The 15,548-nt window shown below is 30.7% G+C and carries 16 protein-coding genes; 4 read left to right on the forward strand and 12 right to left on the reverse strand.

Annotated elements, in window-relative coordinates; all coding sequences use genetic code 11:
- Position 1: 1 nt before the first annotated feature.
- The 3 genes from KLA_RS07820 to KLA_RS07830 are packed head-to-tail and all read right to left on the reverse strand — an operon-like array spanning position 2 to position 1,432.
- The gene (locus tag KLA_RS07820) at positions 2-457 is read right to left on the reverse strand and encodes a hypothetical protein (RefSeq protein WP_013621826.1); all 456 of its coding nucleotides are present in this window, start codon (positions 455-457) and stop codon (positions 2-4) included.
- A 55-nt stretch (positions 458-512) separates the two neighbouring features.
- The gene (locus KLA_RS07825; protein WP_034644905.1) at positions 513-806 is read right to left on the reverse strand and encodes a winged helix-turn-helix domain-containing protein; all 294 of its coding nucleotides are present in this window, start codon (positions 804-806) and stop codon (positions 513-515) included.
- 2 nt (positions 807-808) lie between these two features.
- On the reverse strand, positions 809-1,432 hold the full coding sequence (locus KLA_RS07830; RefSeq protein WP_034645013.1) for a hypothetical protein: 624 nt from the start codon (positions 1,430-1,432) through the stop codon (positions 809-811).
- Positions 1,433-1,513: 81 nt separating this feature from the next.
- Here KLA_RS07830 and KLA_RS07835 point away from each other — a divergent pair, with 81 nt between their 5' ends.
- Positions 1,514-1,876, forward strand: coding sequence for a DUF1801 domain-containing protein (locus KLA_RS07835; protein WP_034644906.1), 363 nt, complete (start codon positions 1,514-1,516; stop codon positions 1,874-1,876).
- 61 nt (positions 1,877-1,937) lie between these two features.
- Here KLA_RS07835 and KLA_RS07840 read toward each other — a convergent pair whose 3' ends face one another.
- The 3 genes from KLA_RS07840 to kdsA form a co-directional block, all read right to left on the reverse strand.
- Complete coding sequence (locus tag KLA_RS07840; protein ID WP_034644907.1) at positions 1,938-3,854, reverse strand: TlpA disulfide reductase family protein; 1,917 nt, start codon at positions 3,852-3,854, stop codon at positions 1,938-1,940.
- A gap of 105 nt (positions 3,855-3,959) precedes the next feature.
- Entirely contained in the window at positions 3,960-5,930 is a 1,971-nt protein-coding gene (locus tag KLA_RS07845; protein WP_034644908.1) for a DUF3857 domain-containing protein, read from the reverse strand.
- A gap of 41 nt (positions 5,931-5,971) precedes the next feature.
- Entirely contained in the window at positions 5,972-6,793 is an 822-nt protein-coding gene (kdsA, locus tag KLA_RS07850) for a 3-deoxy-8-phosphooctulonate synthase (RefSeq protein WP_034644909.1), read from the reverse strand.
- Between the two features lie 172 nt (positions 6,794-6,965).
- On the opposite strand from kdsA, the gene typA reads away from it, so the two are divergent.
- Both typA and KLA_RS07860 read left to right on the forward strand, forming a co-directional pair.
- Positions 6,966-8,765 carry a translational GTPase TypA gene (typA, locus tag KLA_RS07855; protein ID WP_013621833.1) on the forward strand — a complete coding sequence of 600 codons (1,800 nt, stop codon included), beginning with the start codon at positions 6,966-6,968 and terminating at the stop codon, positions 8,763-8,765.
- Between the two features lie 121 nt (positions 8,766-8,886).
- Positions 8,887-9,792, forward strand: a complete 906-nt coding sequence (locus KLA_RS07860; protein WP_034644910.1) for a hypothetical protein — start codon at positions 8,887-8,889, stop codon at positions 9,790-9,792.
- Between the two features lie 68 nt (positions 9,793-9,860).
- On the opposite strand, the gene ppgK is transcribed toward KLA_RS07860, so the two are convergent.
- Positions 9,861-10,598 carry a polyphosphate--glucose phosphotransferase gene (gene ppgK / locus KLA_RS07865; RefSeq protein WP_034644912.1) on the reverse strand — a complete coding sequence of 246 codons (738 nt, stop codon included), beginning with the start codon at positions 10,596-10,598 and terminating at the stop codon, positions 9,861-9,863.
- Positions 10,599-10,868: 270 nt separating this feature from the next.
- Between ppgK and KLA_RS07870 the strand changes: the two genes are divergently transcribed.
- A complete protein-coding gene (locus KLA_RS07870; RefSeq protein ID WP_034644913.1) occupies positions 10,869-11,795 on the forward strand; it encodes a family 16 glycosylhydrolase in 927 nt (308 codons plus the stop codon).
- 56 nt (positions 11,796-11,851) lie between these two features.
- On the opposite strand, the gene KLA_RS07875 is transcribed toward KLA_RS07870, so the two are convergent.
- The 5 genes from KLA_RS07875 to KLA_RS07895 form a co-directional block, all read right to left on the reverse strand.
- Positions 11,852-12,343, reverse strand: coding sequence for a hypothetical protein (locus KLA_RS07875; protein ID WP_034644916.1), 492 nt, complete (start codon positions 12,341-12,343; stop codon positions 11,852-11,854).
- 106 nt (positions 12,344-12,449) lie between these two features.
- Positions 12,450-12,830 carry a hypothetical protein gene (locus KLA_RS07880; RefSeq protein WP_075695241.1) on the reverse strand — a complete coding sequence of 127 codons (381 nt, stop codon included), beginning with the start codon at positions 12,828-12,830 and terminating at the stop codon, positions 12,450-12,452.
- Positions 12,831-12,882: 52 nt separating this feature from the next.
- Positions 12,883-14,343 carry a potassium/proton antiporter gene (locus tag KLA_RS07885; RefSeq protein ID WP_013621839.1) on the reverse strand — a complete coding sequence of 487 codons (1,461 nt, stop codon included), beginning with the start codon at positions 14,341-14,343 and terminating at the stop codon, positions 12,883-12,885.
- 71 nt (positions 14,344-14,414) lie between these two features.
- The gene (locus KLA_RS07890; protein WP_034644920.1) at positions 14,415-14,876 is read right to left on the reverse strand and encodes a hypothetical protein; all 462 of its coding nucleotides are present in this window, start codon (positions 14,874-14,876) and stop codon (positions 14,415-14,417) included.
- A gap of 120 nt (positions 14,877-14,996) precedes the next feature.
- Entirely contained in the window at positions 14,997-15,473 is a 477-nt protein-coding gene (locus KLA_RS07895) for a hypothetical protein (RefSeq protein WP_013621841.1), read from the reverse strand.
- Positions 15,474-15,548 lie beyond the last annotated feature (75 nt).

A 15,548-nucleotide genomic window follows, 5' to 3' on the forward strand; every position in this document is an offset into this window, starting at 1 on the left:
TTTATGATATTAAAAAGGTTGTTTTAATTTTTTGGACAGGTAAATGCAGCATTCTTAAAAAATTTAACTGATGAAATTGTAAAGCTTTACCGCCTTTGTAGTATGCTTTTTTAAAAACTTTAAAATAGTCAGGGTAGAGTAGTAGTCCTAAAAATACAACCGAGAATAAATAAAGACTACGCTTGCCATTTCCTAACAAATAAAACTGCATGCTAATTTCTTCTGGTACTGTAATACCTGTATTTGTAAGTACATGAAATACATCATGACTTTCTAACTTTGCTTGTAGCTCAAAATTATGTTTTGTTATAAAAATACCTAAACTATTACCTAATGTACCTTTAGGGTAGTCTAATAAAGTGGCTATTTGTATGTTCCAAGCATTGTTCTTTTTTAAAAATTTCTGATACGGAATTTTACTCCAGTCATATAACTTTTCTAATACTATTGCTCTCATATTTTAATTTTTAAAAGTACTTTGTTTTTCAAAGTGAAGGGGTAAAAAAATAATACTATTGTTTTCCTATTAATTTTTCAAGTGCATCTATATGTTTTTTAAACTCTAGCTTACCCAATTTTGTGGCAGAATATCGTGTATTTGGTTTTTTACCAATAAATTGTTTTTCAACCTTTATATACTCTACCTTTTCTAAAGATTTGGTGTGACTGGCTATATTACCGTCAGTTGCACCTAATAGTTCTTTTAACATATTAAAATCTGCATAATCATTAACCATTAAAATAGACATAATGCCCAATCTAATGCGGTGATCAAATGCTTTATTAATATTGTTTATAATACTCATACTTAACTACGATCATGTTTAAAATACATTAAAGATCCATAAATAATATGGCAGACTCCAAAACCTAAGGCCCAAAAATATAAACCATATCCAATAAATTGGGTAGAAATTAAACCAATAGCAATTATTGTTATGCCTAAATAACGTACGCCGCCCAATGTGTATTTACTAGCATTAACACAGGCAAGTCCGTAAAAAATTAGGGTAGCAGGAGCTACAATTTTTATGTATTCATATTGTATTAATACCAAACAAAATAGTCCGCCAACAACCAATGGTAGCGCAAAGTTTAGTAATAAACGTTTGCTAGATATATCCCACATTTTTTCACCACTTTTTTTAGCTTTAAAATAGGTAAGTACAGTACCAGTTACTAAGGCCAACACCATAACGCTTAAAGCAATTATAAGTAAACTATCTAGTGCGCCAAAAGTCATCAAAAAACGTTTTAACTTACTTGGTTCTGATTTTATATTATGTATAATATTGTGTGCTAAATAAGCTCCAATTAACGCATACACGCCAGCTAATATTCCAGACAGTCCACTTAAAGACATAAAACGAGACGACTTACTCATCATATTCTTAATTTCAGAAATATCGTCTAAGTATTTTTTAGAATCCATATTTAAAGTACTTTGAAAAACAAAGTAAGTTAAAATAATTGTGTTATGCAACAACCCATATAAAATTTATATATTTAAATTATGAAACCAGCGGAAGAATACATCTACAATGCACCAGAAAATTATAGAGCTATTTTAATGCATTTACACGGAACTATAGTACGTACTTTGCCTAGTGTAGATTTAAAGTTTAAATACAAGCTTCCTTATTTTTATGTAGATGATAGTCCTTTTTGTCATTTAAATTACAATAAAAACTATGTAGATTTGGTTTTTAAAAACGGACAATATTTAACAAAGTATACAGAGTTGTTAGTTGTAGACGGACGTAAAAAAATGAAATCTTTACGTTATACAAGTTTAGAGGAAGTTAATGATACTGTTTTAGTAGCTGTGGTTAAAGATGCTTACCAGGTACGCCATAAAAAGTTTTATGGAAATTAATTTTTAAAAAAAGAAAAGGCAACTGGTTAGAGTTGCCTTATTGATAACTAAATGTAAATGGTTACGAGTTTAGCAAGTCAATCTTTAATGATAATTCTTTTACTAATTTATCTGTACTACCACTGTAGCCAACAGATACAAATTTTATGTTTCCGTCTGGACCAATAATTACTTTTGTAGGTATACCTGTTACCTCAAAATTAGACGCAACTTGGTATTCTCTACTACCTTCTTTAACAGGGTTATCTACCACAACCTGAAAGCTATAATTGTTATTTTTTACAAAATCACCAGCTAATTTACTTCTGGTTTCATAGTCACCGCTTTCCATAGTGTCTACAAATAAAAATACCACATTTTTATTGTCTTTATATTTGTCTACAGCTTTTTGCATACCAGGAAAAGAAGCCTTACAAGGACCACACCAGGTTGCCCAAAAATCTAAAATAACAATTTTACCTTTTAAAGATGCTAGTTCTACCGTTTCTCCTTCTAAATTTTTAAGTCTAAAGTTTTTAGGCTTTTCATTTATCATTTCTTCTTTGGTTTTTGCAACCAATTTTTGATGCCCAACTTTTTCAAGTGCTTTTAACTTTTCTTCAAAACCGTTTTCAGAACCGTTTTGTGTAATGTAAGCTTTTTTATAGTAGTCATTAATTTTTGCTGTTGTGTTGCCTTCTTCAATAAATTTAGCGGCTTCTTTTAAAACGGTATCGTACTGTTTACCTTCACTTAAAAACATAATATAACGTTCATTAAGCTCAGGGTCTTTGCCTTCTGCAATTGCTTCTTTTTGGTAGCTTATGGCTTCATCAATTTCTCCTTGTTTAAACTTAATTAACGCATACGTATCTGCATACATATTGTATGAACTTTTCATATTATCTATGTACTGAGATTTTGTACTGTATGCAGGTTTTTCTTCAGGATTATTTATTGCGTTTTTAGTAAGTTCTAGAGATTTTTTAGATATTTCTGCTGCAAAGTCTAAATTTTCTCCTTTCTCTGCATAACTCCAAGCAAGACTATTATATGAGCTAGGTAGCATATTTTTATCGGTTACCTGAGACATTAGTTGTACATACTCTTCTTTATTTCCATTTTCTATGGCTTTAGCGGCTAGCCTAGTAACCATATAGTCTTTAATTTTGCTTTTTTCGCCAAATACTTCTTTAAATTTGGTGTAAAGCTGTTTTTGCTTTTCATAATCTTGTTCTTTATAAAAAGTAGCCCAAGCTTTTTGCTGTGCATTTGTACCAGTAGGAAATTTTTCTTCCATAACAAGCTGTAAAGAATCTGTTTTACTTTTTTCTCCTAAAGTTTGGTACAGGGAGTTAAGGTTTCTATAGTCTTGTTCTGTTAAGTTGGTGTTATTAGAGTAAGTAGCAATACGTTCTTTAATATAGTTTTCTGCTTCTGTTTTATCTTCTGCCATAAAAGTTCTAGGAAATACAACATCCCAGTCTTTCTGAATTTCCTTATGAGATAATACATCTGAGCTCATTTCTTTATAAGCTTCTTTTTTATCTACATCTAAACCAAGGTTAGCACCCATTCTTAATTTAAAGTTAGCCAAACTAGCCATTGCACCAGCTAAAGTGTCGCCGTTACTATTTGTTAATGGCAGCAAATATCCTTTGTTATTGTTAGTGTCAAAGTCCTTTTTATTTTTAAAATTAAACGCAATAGCAATTGCAGAATCTGGTATTACAATAGAAGCTTTGTATAAACTATCTGCTTTACTCAAGTTAAGATCTACAGGATATTGTTTATAACCAACCGTATAATAGTAAAAAGCATTAATATCTTCCTTTTTAGCTGTAGTGGCATAACTTAGGTGTAAAGAGTCTCCTGGTGTTGGTGTAGCACTAGAAATATGTAAAGATCCTATAGTAGTACCAGTGTCTTTTGTTGTATTATCACATGAAAAGCATAACAAAGCAAATGTAAATGCGAATAAACATTTTATAGTTTTCATCTTTTATCTAATTTTTTAGTTGAAAGATAAAAGTATTAGATTTGTAGGAAAATAACTAGTTAAAATTGAATTATTTATAATTTTTTTTAACTATTTAGCATTAAATTAAAGTTTTTTTAAAACAATTAAAGAATTGTTCTGAGCATTAATTACTTGTTTAAAAAGTTCTTTTAAAGAAAAGTATTCTTCAGGGCTATATTGTTCTTTATTTATTATTAATTTGAAGGACACAGTAATTAATCCAGGTTTAGAGTTAACCAACATTTGCAATCTACCTCCTTTGTTAGGTAGAGACAAGTTAATACTTTTAGGTGTTTCTACAATGGTGTAGCTTGTTGGAATTTTTATTTTGGCTGCATAAGTGTAAGTACGTTTAAATCCAAAATCTACAGGGTATTTACGATCTTCTGCAGTGAAAGGGTTAGAGGAGCCAAAAGACTTAACTAAAAACGGGTTTATATACAATGTATTTTGGTCTAGTACAGTGTTATTAGTATATGAGAAATTTTCAACAGTACGTTTTTCATTGCTTTGCTCTTCAACTAAATTATACTCGTTAATTTCTGCATTAACCCCAATCTCTTTTTCCTTATCGTTTAAATAATCATCTTCTGTGGTGTCGTTTAAAACTTTTTTTCTTTCAATAGCTAAATAACCACTATTCATTTCATTATAGGAGCCTGTAATTTTATGAGTTTCTGGATCTAATTCTAAGTTAGCTAATACGTAAAGCTGATTGTCTTTTTGTGGCGTAATAGTTTCCCAGTAACTATCGTTTTTAAAGTCCATTACTCTACCTTGGTAGTTTAATGCTCTGTATGGTAACATACCAAATGGCATTAACTTATCAGACGCATCTAGTAAATATGTTTTTCCTCCAATTATAGTTTTAGCTATCACATAGTTAAAATCAGACATTACCGGATGAGATTTTTTAGGCAAGCCATTACTTCTGGTAGATAATAAGACTAAATCTGTTTTTAAACCAGCACTGTTTAATAGGTTTATTAAGGAAATATTTATTTCACCTATGTTACCTGTTTTATTATCAAAAGCACTTTTTACTCTAATATCCCTGTAAATACCATACTTGCCATTCCAAGTAAATCTATCTTTTACAAAATTAAAAATGTTTTTAGCTCTGGTTAAAGAATCACCTTCTGTTAATAGAGACTCTGGTACATTTTTCTCAAAAAAACCTTTTTTAGTTAATTGTCTACCTATGTTTTTATCTTGTTTAAATTCTTTATCTACATCTTGCCAAGTTTGTGTAAATCTATCTCTACCTCCTTTTAAATCATAATGTACAGATAACTCAAAATCTATTCTAGAAATGTAATTTTTAGGAGAGAGCATAAAATCTTCATCGTCATTAAATGCAGGTATATCTTTCATGGCATATTTTAATACCTCGCAATCAGCGCTTTCTGGGTAGCCATCTACTTTAAAACATCTTTTTTCTATCTCAGATGTATTGGTTTCTAACTTTAAAAAACCAATTAGACTCCTATTATAAACATAGTTTCCGGGAATTTTTGCGTTAAACTCACTATATATTTTTGGAATATTAGATTGAAATTGCCATCCTTTAAAATTGTATATAAAAGGAGATGTTAAAGTGTATTCAAGTTCTATAATACTACCAACCTTAGCATCAGGAAAAGCAAATTTTTTGGTAGACCATCTTTCATTTTCACGGACGGTGAATATATTATTTAACGATAATTTTATCTTAGACTGTCCATTATGAGTAACGGCTTTAATATCCTCAATTTTTTCACTAACCTTGTTATTAGCATAATATGAAATAGCTACATTAGCTTTAGAAAGTCCTTCTTTTTTTAATATTTTTATTTTAGAATAATACTTTTTTACAACTTGTATCCTATTATCTATTACCTTAAAGTAATTATCGCCTTTTTCATAAAGTACAACGGCATTGGCTGTGCTGTCTTTTTCATAAATAGTTAAGTTTTTATCAAAATCAGATAATTGTCCAAAAGTGTAACTTTCTTGCGCAACAAGTGGTGTAGTGCTTATTACAGCAATACAAAATAATAGGATGTTTTTAAACATTGGTATGGTAAGTTTGATTGGTTTTGATTGATGAATTGTGTTTACTCTAAACTATTTACTGTTTTCCTAATGGCTACTAGGTTTGTTAGTACTCGCTCTAAATGATCTAAGTGTAACATATTTGCACCATCACTTTTAGCATTTGCTGGGTCAAAATGTGTTTCCATAAAAATACCATCTGCACCAGTTACAATACCGGCCCTTGCAATGGTTTCTATCATATCTGGTCTACCACCTGTAACACCAGAAGATTGGTTTGGCTGTTGTAAAGAGTGTGTTACATCTAATACAACAGGTGCATATTGCTTCATAGTTGGTATACCTCTAAAATCTACAATCATATCTTGGTAGCCAAACATAGTACCACGATCTGTAACCATAACTTGTTGGTTGTTGCTATCTGTAACCTTAGTAACTGCATGTTGCATACTTTCAGGACTCATAAATTGTCCTTTTTTAAGGTTAACAACTTTACCTGTATTTGCAGCCGCAACAACTAAATCTGTTTGCCTAACTAAAAAAGCAGGTATTTGCAATACATCTACATATTCTGCAGCTTTTTCTGCATCAGATACTTCATGAATATCTGTAACTGTAGGAACGTTAAAAGTTTCTGATACTTTGCGTAATATTTTAAGCGCTTTTTCATCACCAATCCCAGTAAAGGAATCTACTCTACTACGGTTTGCTTTTTTAAAACTTCCTTTAAAAACATAAGGAATTTCTAACTTATCTGTAATTGTAATTATTTTTTCAGCAATACGTAAAGCCATATCCTCACCTTCTATAGCACAAGGGCCAGATAGTAAGAAAAAATTGTCGCTTTTTGTGTGTTTTATTTGAGGTATAAGATCTAAGTTCATCTGTGTTCTAAATTTGTAATTGCAAAGATAGTAGTTTTTACCAGTATTTTACATTTTGTAAACAAGCTCTAAATCAGTATAATAAGAAATTGTAATCTTTTGCTTTTGAGTAAAAAAAATAGAGTATCTTTGCGCGCGCATTTAGGAAGGTAAATGCATTTAAAAATCAGTTATGTCAACAACAAAGAACATTGCAATTATTGCCCACGTAGATCACGGGAAAACGACCTTGGTAGATAAAATCATGTACCACTGTCAGTTATTTAGAGAAAACCAAAATACAGGTGATCTTATATTAGATAACAACGATTTAGAACGCGAACGCGGAATAACAATCGTATCTAAAAACGTTTCTGTAGTCTATAAAGACACAAAAATTAACATTATAGATACTCCTGGTCACGCCGATTTTGGTGGAGAGGTAGAGCGAGTATTAAATATGGCAGATGGAGTTTTACTTTTAGTAGATGCTTTTGAAGGACCTATGCCACAAACTCGTTTTGTACTGCAAAAAGCAATTGACCTTGGTTTAAAACCTTGTGTTGTTGTTAATAAGGTTGATAAAGAAAACTGTACGCCAGAAGAAGTACACGAAAAAGTTTTTGACTTAATGTTTGAGTTAGGAGCAGAGGAGTGGCAGTTAGATTTTCCAACAGTATACGGTTCAGCTAAAAATAACTGGATGAGTGACGACTGGAAAAACGAAACAGAAAATATAGAGCCATTATTAGATATGGTTATTGAGCATATTCCAACTTTTGAACCAAAAGAAGGAAATACTCAAATGCTTATTACTTCGTTAGATTATTCTTCATTTACAGGAAGAATTGCTATTGGTAGATTACAACGTGGTGGCTTAAAAGAAGGTCAGCAAATTTCTTTAGTAAAAAGAGATGGTACCATTACAAAATCTAAAATAAAAGAACTTTATACTTTTGAAGGTCTTGGTAGATTAAGAGTAGAAGAAGTTAATACAGGAGATATTTGTGCTATTGTAGGTTTAGAAGGATTTGAAATTGGTGATACTGTTGCTGATATGGAAAACCCTGAAAAATTAGAGAGTATTGCTATTGATGAGCCAACAATGAGTATGTTGTTTACAATTAACGATTCTCCTTTCTTTGGTAAAGATGGTAAGTTTGTAACTTCTCGTCATATTAAAGATCGTTTAGAGCGTGAGTTAGAGAAAAACTTAGCGTTACGTGTAAACGAAACTGATAGTGCTGATAAATTTTTAGTATTTGGACGTGGTGTATTACACTTGTCTGTACTTATTGAAACAATGCGTAGAGAAGGTTATGAACTACAAATTGGACAACCACAAGTTATTATTAAGGAGATTGATGGTGTTAAATGTGAGCCTGTAGAAAGTTTAACTATAGATTTACCAGAGGCTGTATCTGGTAAAGCAGTAGAAATGGTTTCTATGCGTAAAGGTGAAATGACTAGTATGGAGGCAAAAGGAGAGCGTATGGTATGCGAGTTCTTAATTCCTTCTCGTGGTATTATTGGTCTTAGAAACCAATTATTAACTGCAACTGCTGGTGAGGCTATTATGGCACACCGTTTCTTAGAGTACCAACCAATGCGTGGAGATATTCCTCAGCGTCAAAATGGTTCTTTAGTTTCTATGGAAACAGGAAAAGCAATTCCTTATTCTATTGATAAATTACAAGACAGAGGTAAGTTCTTTGTAGATCCAGGCGAAGATATTTACGAAGGTCAAGTAATTGGAGAAAACTCTAGAGGTGATGATATGACAGTTAACATCACTAAAACTAAAAAGTTATCTAACGTACGTTCTTCAGGGGCAGATGATAAAGCTAAAATTGTACCAGCTATTAAATTCTCTTTAGAAGAAGCTTTAGAATACATACAAAAAGATGAGTACGTAGAGGTAACTCCTGCGCACTTAAGATTACGTAAAATTTACTTAACAGAAAATGAACGTAAACGTAATAAAATAGCTTAATTAATTAAGTTTATACTACTAAAATCCCAAGACATAAGTCTTGGGATTTTTTTTATTTATTTCTGAAATGTTTTGTAAGTTTAAACGACTACTAATTAGTAACACATAAATATAGAAAATAATGAAATTAACAGTGAAACTTGTAAGTTTATTTGCGGTATTAAGTTTTGTAGCTTGTAAGGAAGCAAGTAAAAAAGAAGCTGCTAAATCTACAGTAACTCAAACAGAAAAATCTGAATATCAAATACCAGATTCTTGGATAGAAAAAAGAGTTACTTCTGCTAGTAATAGATTAAATGCTACAGAGGCTGGTAAAGTTTTATGGGGTGCAATGGAGGCACATGGCGGACTAAAAAAATGGTATGCTAACGGTTATTTATCTTTTAGATTTAATTACCAACCATTAAATGGTAAAGGTATTAGAGACTCATACCAAACTATAGATACTTGGAACAACAAAGCAAGGCACAATAGTATTACAGATAAAAATGATATTTTTGGTTGGGATGGTAATGAGGCTTGGATAAAAGCAAAAGACAGTACTTCTTTTGAGTACGATACTAAATTTTGGGCGTTAACTCCAATATACTTTTCTGGCCAGCCATTTGTTTTTGACGGTAAAGGTGTTAACTTAGAGTTATTGCCACAAGTAGAATTTAAAGGAGCTTTACAAAATGTAGTTAAAGTAACGTATGACAAAGGTGTGGGTTCTGCTCCAGATGATTACTACATTATGTATATAAATGCAGAAACTAATTTGGTAGATGCTTTTAAATATATTGTTTCTTACCCAGAATATTTTCCTGAAGGCGGACACGCTCCAGAAAAAATAACAGTAACACAAGAAACTACAACTGTAAACGGTATTGTATTTGCTAAAGGATTTAAAACATATTGGTCTAAACTAGAGGAAGAAAATGGTCTAGGAGAATACATTACTAAAATAGATGTTAGTGATATTAGTTTTTCTAATAAAGTACCAGAAAATTACTTTTCTAAACCTAATGGAGCAGAAGTATTAAAATAATACCAAATCATTTTAATATTTATCAAAAGCCTTTATAATAAGTGTTATAAAGGCTTTTTTTATGCTTTTTATTTTTTTATAGTAGCAGAGGCGGCGCCTATAATTCCCGCGTGATTTTCTAAAACAGCAGGTATTACGGGGGTATTAATTTTTATGTGTTTGCTAAATTTATCAAACTCCTTAGATATACCACCACCAATAACTATAGTATCTGGTGCTACTAACAACTCTACGTATTGTAGAAAAGTGTTTAAACGTTTTCCCCATTTTTTAAAAGAAAGTTCTTCTCTTTGTCTGGCAGAGTCTGCTGCCCATAGTTCTATTTTTTTATGTTTTTTATATGGTATTTGTCCTAACTCAAAATTAGGAATTAGTTTACCATCTAAGTAAGCACTACTTCCTAAGCCGGTACCTACGGTAATCATAATTACAAAGCCTTTAAGCTCTTTACCTACACCATAGTTCATTTCAGCATAACAAGCAGCATCAGCATCATTAATAACTGTAAAAGGTAAGCCAGTAGTTTCAGAAAAAAGTTTAGTCACGTCTGTGTCTACCCATTTTTTATGTAAATTTCCTGGTGTTTTACAAATTCCGTTTTTTATTAACGTAGGAAAACCACAACCAACTGGTCCGTTGTAATTAAAATGTTTAATAATTTTTTTAACCACCTTAGCCATTTCTTTTGGTTTTTTAGTAGGCGGAGTAGGAATCCTAAATCGTTCTGTAATTTTTTCTCCTGTTTTTACGTTTACAAGTGCTCCTTTAATTCCAGAACCACCAATGTCTATACCAAGTACTTCCATTTAGTTACTTTATAGTTAGGATTAACAAAGTAACAAAAAAACTTTTAAGAGTGTGTATTAATTAAATCTATGTAATATTTAAAGATTTTATATGTCATCACAATAGTAGCAATTATTTGTAACTAATTTGTAATAAGTTATTTGCAGTTTTTTATGTTAATGCTCTTAAATTATTTTAAATTTTACAGGCAATTATTAAATGTAGTTTTTAAGCTTATTCTAGAACAGCATTAATTCTTTTTATATATTTAATAAAGAAAAAACTTACAAATGTTAAAAATAAATTTAAAATATTTAATTGTATTGATCATTTTTAGTGGTTTATCATGTAGTAGTTCTAGTGATGATGATACCGTTAATACTGCTGTAAACAATGATATTGCTGAAGAAACTCCGTTTTTTATAGATGGTAACAGTCCTACTCCCTTGGGTAAAAAATGGACCAAGATTGAAAATATATCAGATGAGTTTAATAATAATAGTTTTGATGAAGCTAAATGGGAAAATACTAGTACACGTTGGATAGGCAGAGCTCCAGGAATTTTTAAAGCGAATACAGTATCAGAAGCTGATGGTAATTTAATGCTAACTTCATATGAGTTAAACGAGCCAGAAGTAATTAATGACGACACTTTTACTCACGCAGGTTCTAATATTTACTCTAAAAACGCAGTACAAGTTGGTACTTATGTAGAATGTAGTATGAAAGCAAATAAAACTTTTATGTCTTCTACATTTTGGTTAATTAATGTTGTTGGTGAGGGTGAGGGTTGTGATAAAAGAGTAACAGAATTGGATATACAAGAGTGTGTTGGGCAAATTACAGGAACGGCAAATTTTGCTAAAACTTTTGATGAAACAATGCATTCAAATACACATAGTAGAAATACTGCTTTTGATGAAACCCCAGTTGGGTCTGAAGGAAATAATGTAACTACAGGAGAAAAGGTTTGGGAAGATTACCATATCTACGGTGCTTGGTGGAAGAGTCCAACAGAAATAGAGTTTTATCTTGATGGTAAAAAAGTTTATAGCATAACTCCCAAAGCAGAGTTTAATTTGCAAATGTACTTAAGGTTGGTGGTAGAAACTTATGATTGGAATCCAGTTCCTGAAGATGGAGGAATGACAGGTACTAAATCAGAAAGAACAACTTATTATGACTGGGTTAGATCTTGGGAATTAAAAGATATATAACCTTTAAATAATGCAATTAAAAAAGCCCTTTACTCTTGTAAAGGGCTTTTTTTAAGTTAATTAAACTGTAGTAATTTTTTATTAATTAATGTTTCCCATTTTTTAGCTAATTGCAGCTCTCCAGTAAGTTGCATTTTTAAATCGGAATCATACACGGTAAAAGATACTTCTGGGTCTTGATTGTAACGTGGAATAAATTTTAAATCCAACCCTTCAACAATATATTCTTTACGGTTTTTAGCATTAATAGCTTTTGTATGGGTAGCAATTTTACACTTTTTAATGCCAGTTAAATTTACAGACCCTTGGTTTATTACGCCTTCTTCATTTTTGTAATAAAAAACTTGATTTTGTTTATGGTCTATTCCAATAATAAAACCAGCATTAATATCATAATCATTAACTGTACAATTATCTTTTTTAGCCACTTCTTCTAAAGATGTAAGCATTTTTTTTTCTCTTTTTTTTCTTCCTCTGGCTATAAAGATAAATGGCAATAAGCATATTACCACTATTATAATTGCTACTATATCTGTTCCTAAATCCATTTTTATTTTTTTTAAGTTGATGTATGTAAAGTGTGGCTATGTGTGTTTACATAGCCTTTGTTTGTAATTTGTTTTCACTGTAGTACAGTAAAAAACATCAGCTTAATTACAAGAAATAATGAAAAGGAAATATTAGTTTTAGCTTTTTAAGTTGTGCTAAAAAGTTAATATAAGTACTTTGGTAATTAGAGCTTAACGATAGAGTATTATGCGGAGTTGCATAAGTGCTAGGTGTTAAAAAACTCTGAAAAAGATTTTTTAAATTAGAAGGGTAGTTGCTGTTATTACCAGGAATACTAACAACATTTTCTGTTTGTGAAGACTGTATAAAGAAGTTGTTAGATGCATTGTATGAAAACTGAACTTCTTTAGCTGTAGAAATATCTTCTGCATTATAAGACGCAAGAGAATTTGTTACAACACCTATTGCCAAGCAATACAGTGTGGTAAGTAAAAATGTGCTTATAAAATTAACTGTTTTTTTCACGCCACAAATGTACTTTAATCTATAAATAAGTAAATGTTAATTTATATTAAAGTTACTTATTAAGGCAGCTTTTTACATTGTCTATAGCTTCTTGCTTGTCTGCAAGTACTACTAATATATCTTTATCTTCAATAACTGTAGACCCGTTTGGTGTAACGTATTTATTATCTCTACGTATCATTGCTATAATTGCGTGTTTAGGAAAACCTAAGTCTACAATTTTTTTATTTACAGCGTAGCAATTAGCGGTAACAGGAATTTCTTTTATTAATGCCTTTGGGTTATCTTCCATAAGAAGGTCTGTAGCACTTAACTTTTTTTCCTCGTTAGGTAAGGCTACATTTAACCATTTTGCCATTACAGATAACGTTGTACCTTGTATTATTACAGATGATACTGATATAAAAAACACAATATTAAACATCATATCTGCTTTATCTATACCAGCAAGTAATGGGTATGTGGCAAATACAATTGGTACTGCACCACGTAAACCTACCCATGAGATATAAAAACGACGTCTAAATTTCATTTTAAAAAATAGTAGACTTAAAAATACACTTACAGGGCGTGCTACTATAATTAAGAATAGAGATATAAGTATTCCAAGGCCAAAAACCGGAATAATTTTAGAAGGAAAAACAAGTAAGCCAAGTGTTAAGAATAATACAATTTGCATTAACCAAGCTAAACCATCATACATTTTTAAAATGGTTTTTTTATGAATTAAGTCTTGATTACCTAAGTAAACTGCACAAATATAAATAGCTAAAAAACCATTACCACCAACAAAATCTGTGGCAGAAAATGTAATAAACATTAATGCAATTACAAGTACAGGGTACAAACCTTCAAAGTCAAGTTTAATTTTATTTATAATGTATTTACTTAATTTACCAAACCCAAAACCAGCAATAGCACCCAAAGCCATTTGCTGTATAAACATTGGTATTATAGAAAATATACTTTGATCCTGATTTATAACAAGAGTTAAAAAGGCAAGTGTTAGTACATATGCCATAGGATCATTACTACCACTCTCTAACTCTAGAGTTGGTCTTAAATTGTTTTTTAGTGCTAAGTTTTTAGATCTAAGAATAGAGAATACAGCTGCTGCATCTGTAGAAGATACAATAGAGCCAAGTAACATACTTTCATAAATTGTAAAATCTGTAATATAAAAAACAAAAGTGCCAATTGTAACTGCTGTTAAAAGCACACCAATTGTAGATAGTACTATACCTTCTTTTAATATGGGTTTTACCGTGTTCCAGTTGGTATCTAATCCACCAGAAAAAAGAATAAAATTTAATGAGACTACACCTATAAATTGAGCAAGTTTTGGATCATCAAACTTAATACCCACAATACCATCAGACCCAGCAAGCATACCAATTACCAAGAATAATAATAAAGTTGGCACTCCAAATTTATAAGAAGTTTTGCCTACTATTATGCTTATAAAAAGCAATATAGAGCCAACTAATAATATATTTTCTATGGTTAAGTTCATTCAGTTTATTTTTGCTAAGCAACAAAAATAGTAGATATAAACTTATAAAATCGTGAAAATTTGTTAATCTATTACTTCATTAGTTTCCACCACTTTTTTTTCTTTGTAGATAAGTCTACTCTGGCATCTAAAAAATCAAAATATTTTTTGTCTTCTTGCATAAAAAGAGGTTTTCCTTTAATGGTGTAAGCTCTATTTAGTTCACATTCTGCCCTATGTTTATTACCAATTTCTAGTTGGCATTGTCCCAGTCTTAAATGTATAAAAGGATTACCAATAGCATCTGGACATTGCATAGCGCTAGATAAATTTTTAACACCTGCTTCAAAATCCTTATTTATAAAATTAATGTCTCCAATAGATGCTAATAACCAAGTGCTAGTTTCCCATTTTGTTTTAGGTTCGGGAATTAGGTCATATGCAGACCAATATTTTTGTAACGCACTAGTATATTCTTCCTTTTCAGTTAATAAATCTGCAGCTTTAGATAATTGCAAAATTTGCATGTAAATATGGTCTTCCAATTCTTTCATTTGGACTTTTTGACGCATAAATTACAGCCTTTTTTAATGATATAAGTGGTTTATTTTAAAAGCATTGATAACTTAATGTTTAGTTAACTTTTTACAGTTTTAAGGTTAATTCTTTGTAATTTATTTTAAGCTATTAATTATTTTTTTAAAGTGTGGGTAATAGATGCGCCCCCACATAGGATTTTTTTGAAATTGATACACTTCATTAGTATCTGGATTAAAAATTACGGGTACCGTAAAACCAGCCCATTTTTTGCCAGATTTTAATTTTGTACAATATTCTTTGGCTTTTTCGTCTATATTATTAGAAATTAAAATAGCTATTACTCCAATACCAGATTGTAAACCACGAGGCCAACCCGTATAATTTTCTTTAGTGAAATTAAAAGATGCAGTAATATGTTGGTTAATGAGTTCTGGAGTTATTTTCTCATCTTTAAAATCTGTAGCAACAATAAATGTATTTAGTTGAGTTGCCATCCAAGCTAATTTAAACTTCTTTTCATAACCAATTACACTGGGTTTATTTACAATGTTATTATCAGAATGATAAATACCTTGAGCTATTAACTTTTGTTTAATTGTATTTGTTGTCATTGTAATGGGTTTAGTTATTTATATAATCATCAAAAATAACAGAATTATACAATTACAAATTAGCTGTTTACCGTG

This window comes from Cellulophaga geojensis KL-A (genome assembly GCF_000568425.1).
Classification (GTDB): domain Bacteria; phylum Bacteroidota; class Bacteroidia; order Flavobacteriales; family Flavobacteriaceae; genus Cellulophaga; species Cellulophaga lytica.

What these genes read in the sequence shown, in the direction of transcription:
- KLA_RS07820 (WP_013621826.1), bottom strand. Translation starts at nt 457, where the DNA reads ATGAGAGCAATAGTATTAGAAAAGTTATATGACTGGAGTAAAATTCCG.
- KLA_RS07825 (WP_034644905.1), bottom strand. Translation starts at nt 806, where the DNA reads ATGAGTATTATAAACAATATTAATAAAGCATTTGATCACCGCATTAGA.
- KLA_RS07830 (WP_034645013.1), bottom strand. Translation starts at nt 1,432, where the DNA reads ATGGATTCTAAAAAATACTTAGACGATATTTCTGAAATTAAGAATATG.
- KLA_RS07835 (WP_034644906.1), top strand. Translation starts at nt 1,514, where the DNA reads ATGAAACCAGCGGAAGAATACATCTACAATGCACCAGAAAATTATAGA.
- KLA_RS07840 (WP_034644907.1), bottom strand. Translation starts at nt 3,854, where the DNA reads ATGAAAACTATAAAATGTTTATTCGCATTTACATTTGCTTTGTTATGC.
- KLA_RS07845 (WP_034644908.1), bottom strand. Translation starts at nt 5,930, where the DNA reads ATGTTTAAAAACATCCTATTATTTTGTATTGCTGTAATAAGCACTACA.
- kdsA (WP_034644909.1), bottom strand. Translation starts at nt 6,793, where the DNA reads ATGAACTTAGATCTTATACCTCAAATAAAACACACAAAAAGCGACAAT.
- typA (WP_013621833.1), top strand. Translation starts at nt 6,966, where the DNA reads ATGTCAACAACAAAGAACATTGCAATTATTGCCCACGTAGATCACGGG.
- KLA_RS07860 (WP_034644910.1), top strand. Translation starts at nt 8,887, where the DNA reads ATGAAATTAACAGTGAAACTTGTAAGTTTATTTGCGGTATTAAGTTTT.
- ppgK (WP_034644912.1), bottom strand. Translation starts at nt 10,598, where the DNA reads ATGGAAGTACTTGGTATAGACATTGGTGGTTCTGGAATTAAAGGAGCA.
- KLA_RS07870 (WP_034644913.1), top strand. Translation starts at nt 10,869, where the DNA reads ATGTTAAAAATAAATTTAAAATATTTAATTGTATTGATCATTTTTAGT.
- KLA_RS07875 (WP_034644916.1), bottom strand. Translation starts at nt 12,343, where the DNA reads ATGGATTTAGGAACAGATATAGTAGCAATTATAATAGTGGTAATATGC.
- KLA_RS07885 (WP_013621839.1), bottom strand. Translation starts at nt 14,343, where the DNA reads ATGAACTTAACCATAGAAAATATATTATTAGTTGGCTCTATATTGCTT.
- KLA_RS07890 (WP_034644920.1), bottom strand. Translation starts at nt 14,876, where the DNA reads ATGAAAGAATTGGAAGACCATATTTACATGCAAATTTTGCAATTATCT.
- KLA_RS07895 (WP_013621841.1), bottom strand. Translation starts at nt 15,473, where the DNA reads ATGACAACAAATACAATTAAACAAAAGTTAATAGCTCAAGGTATTTAT.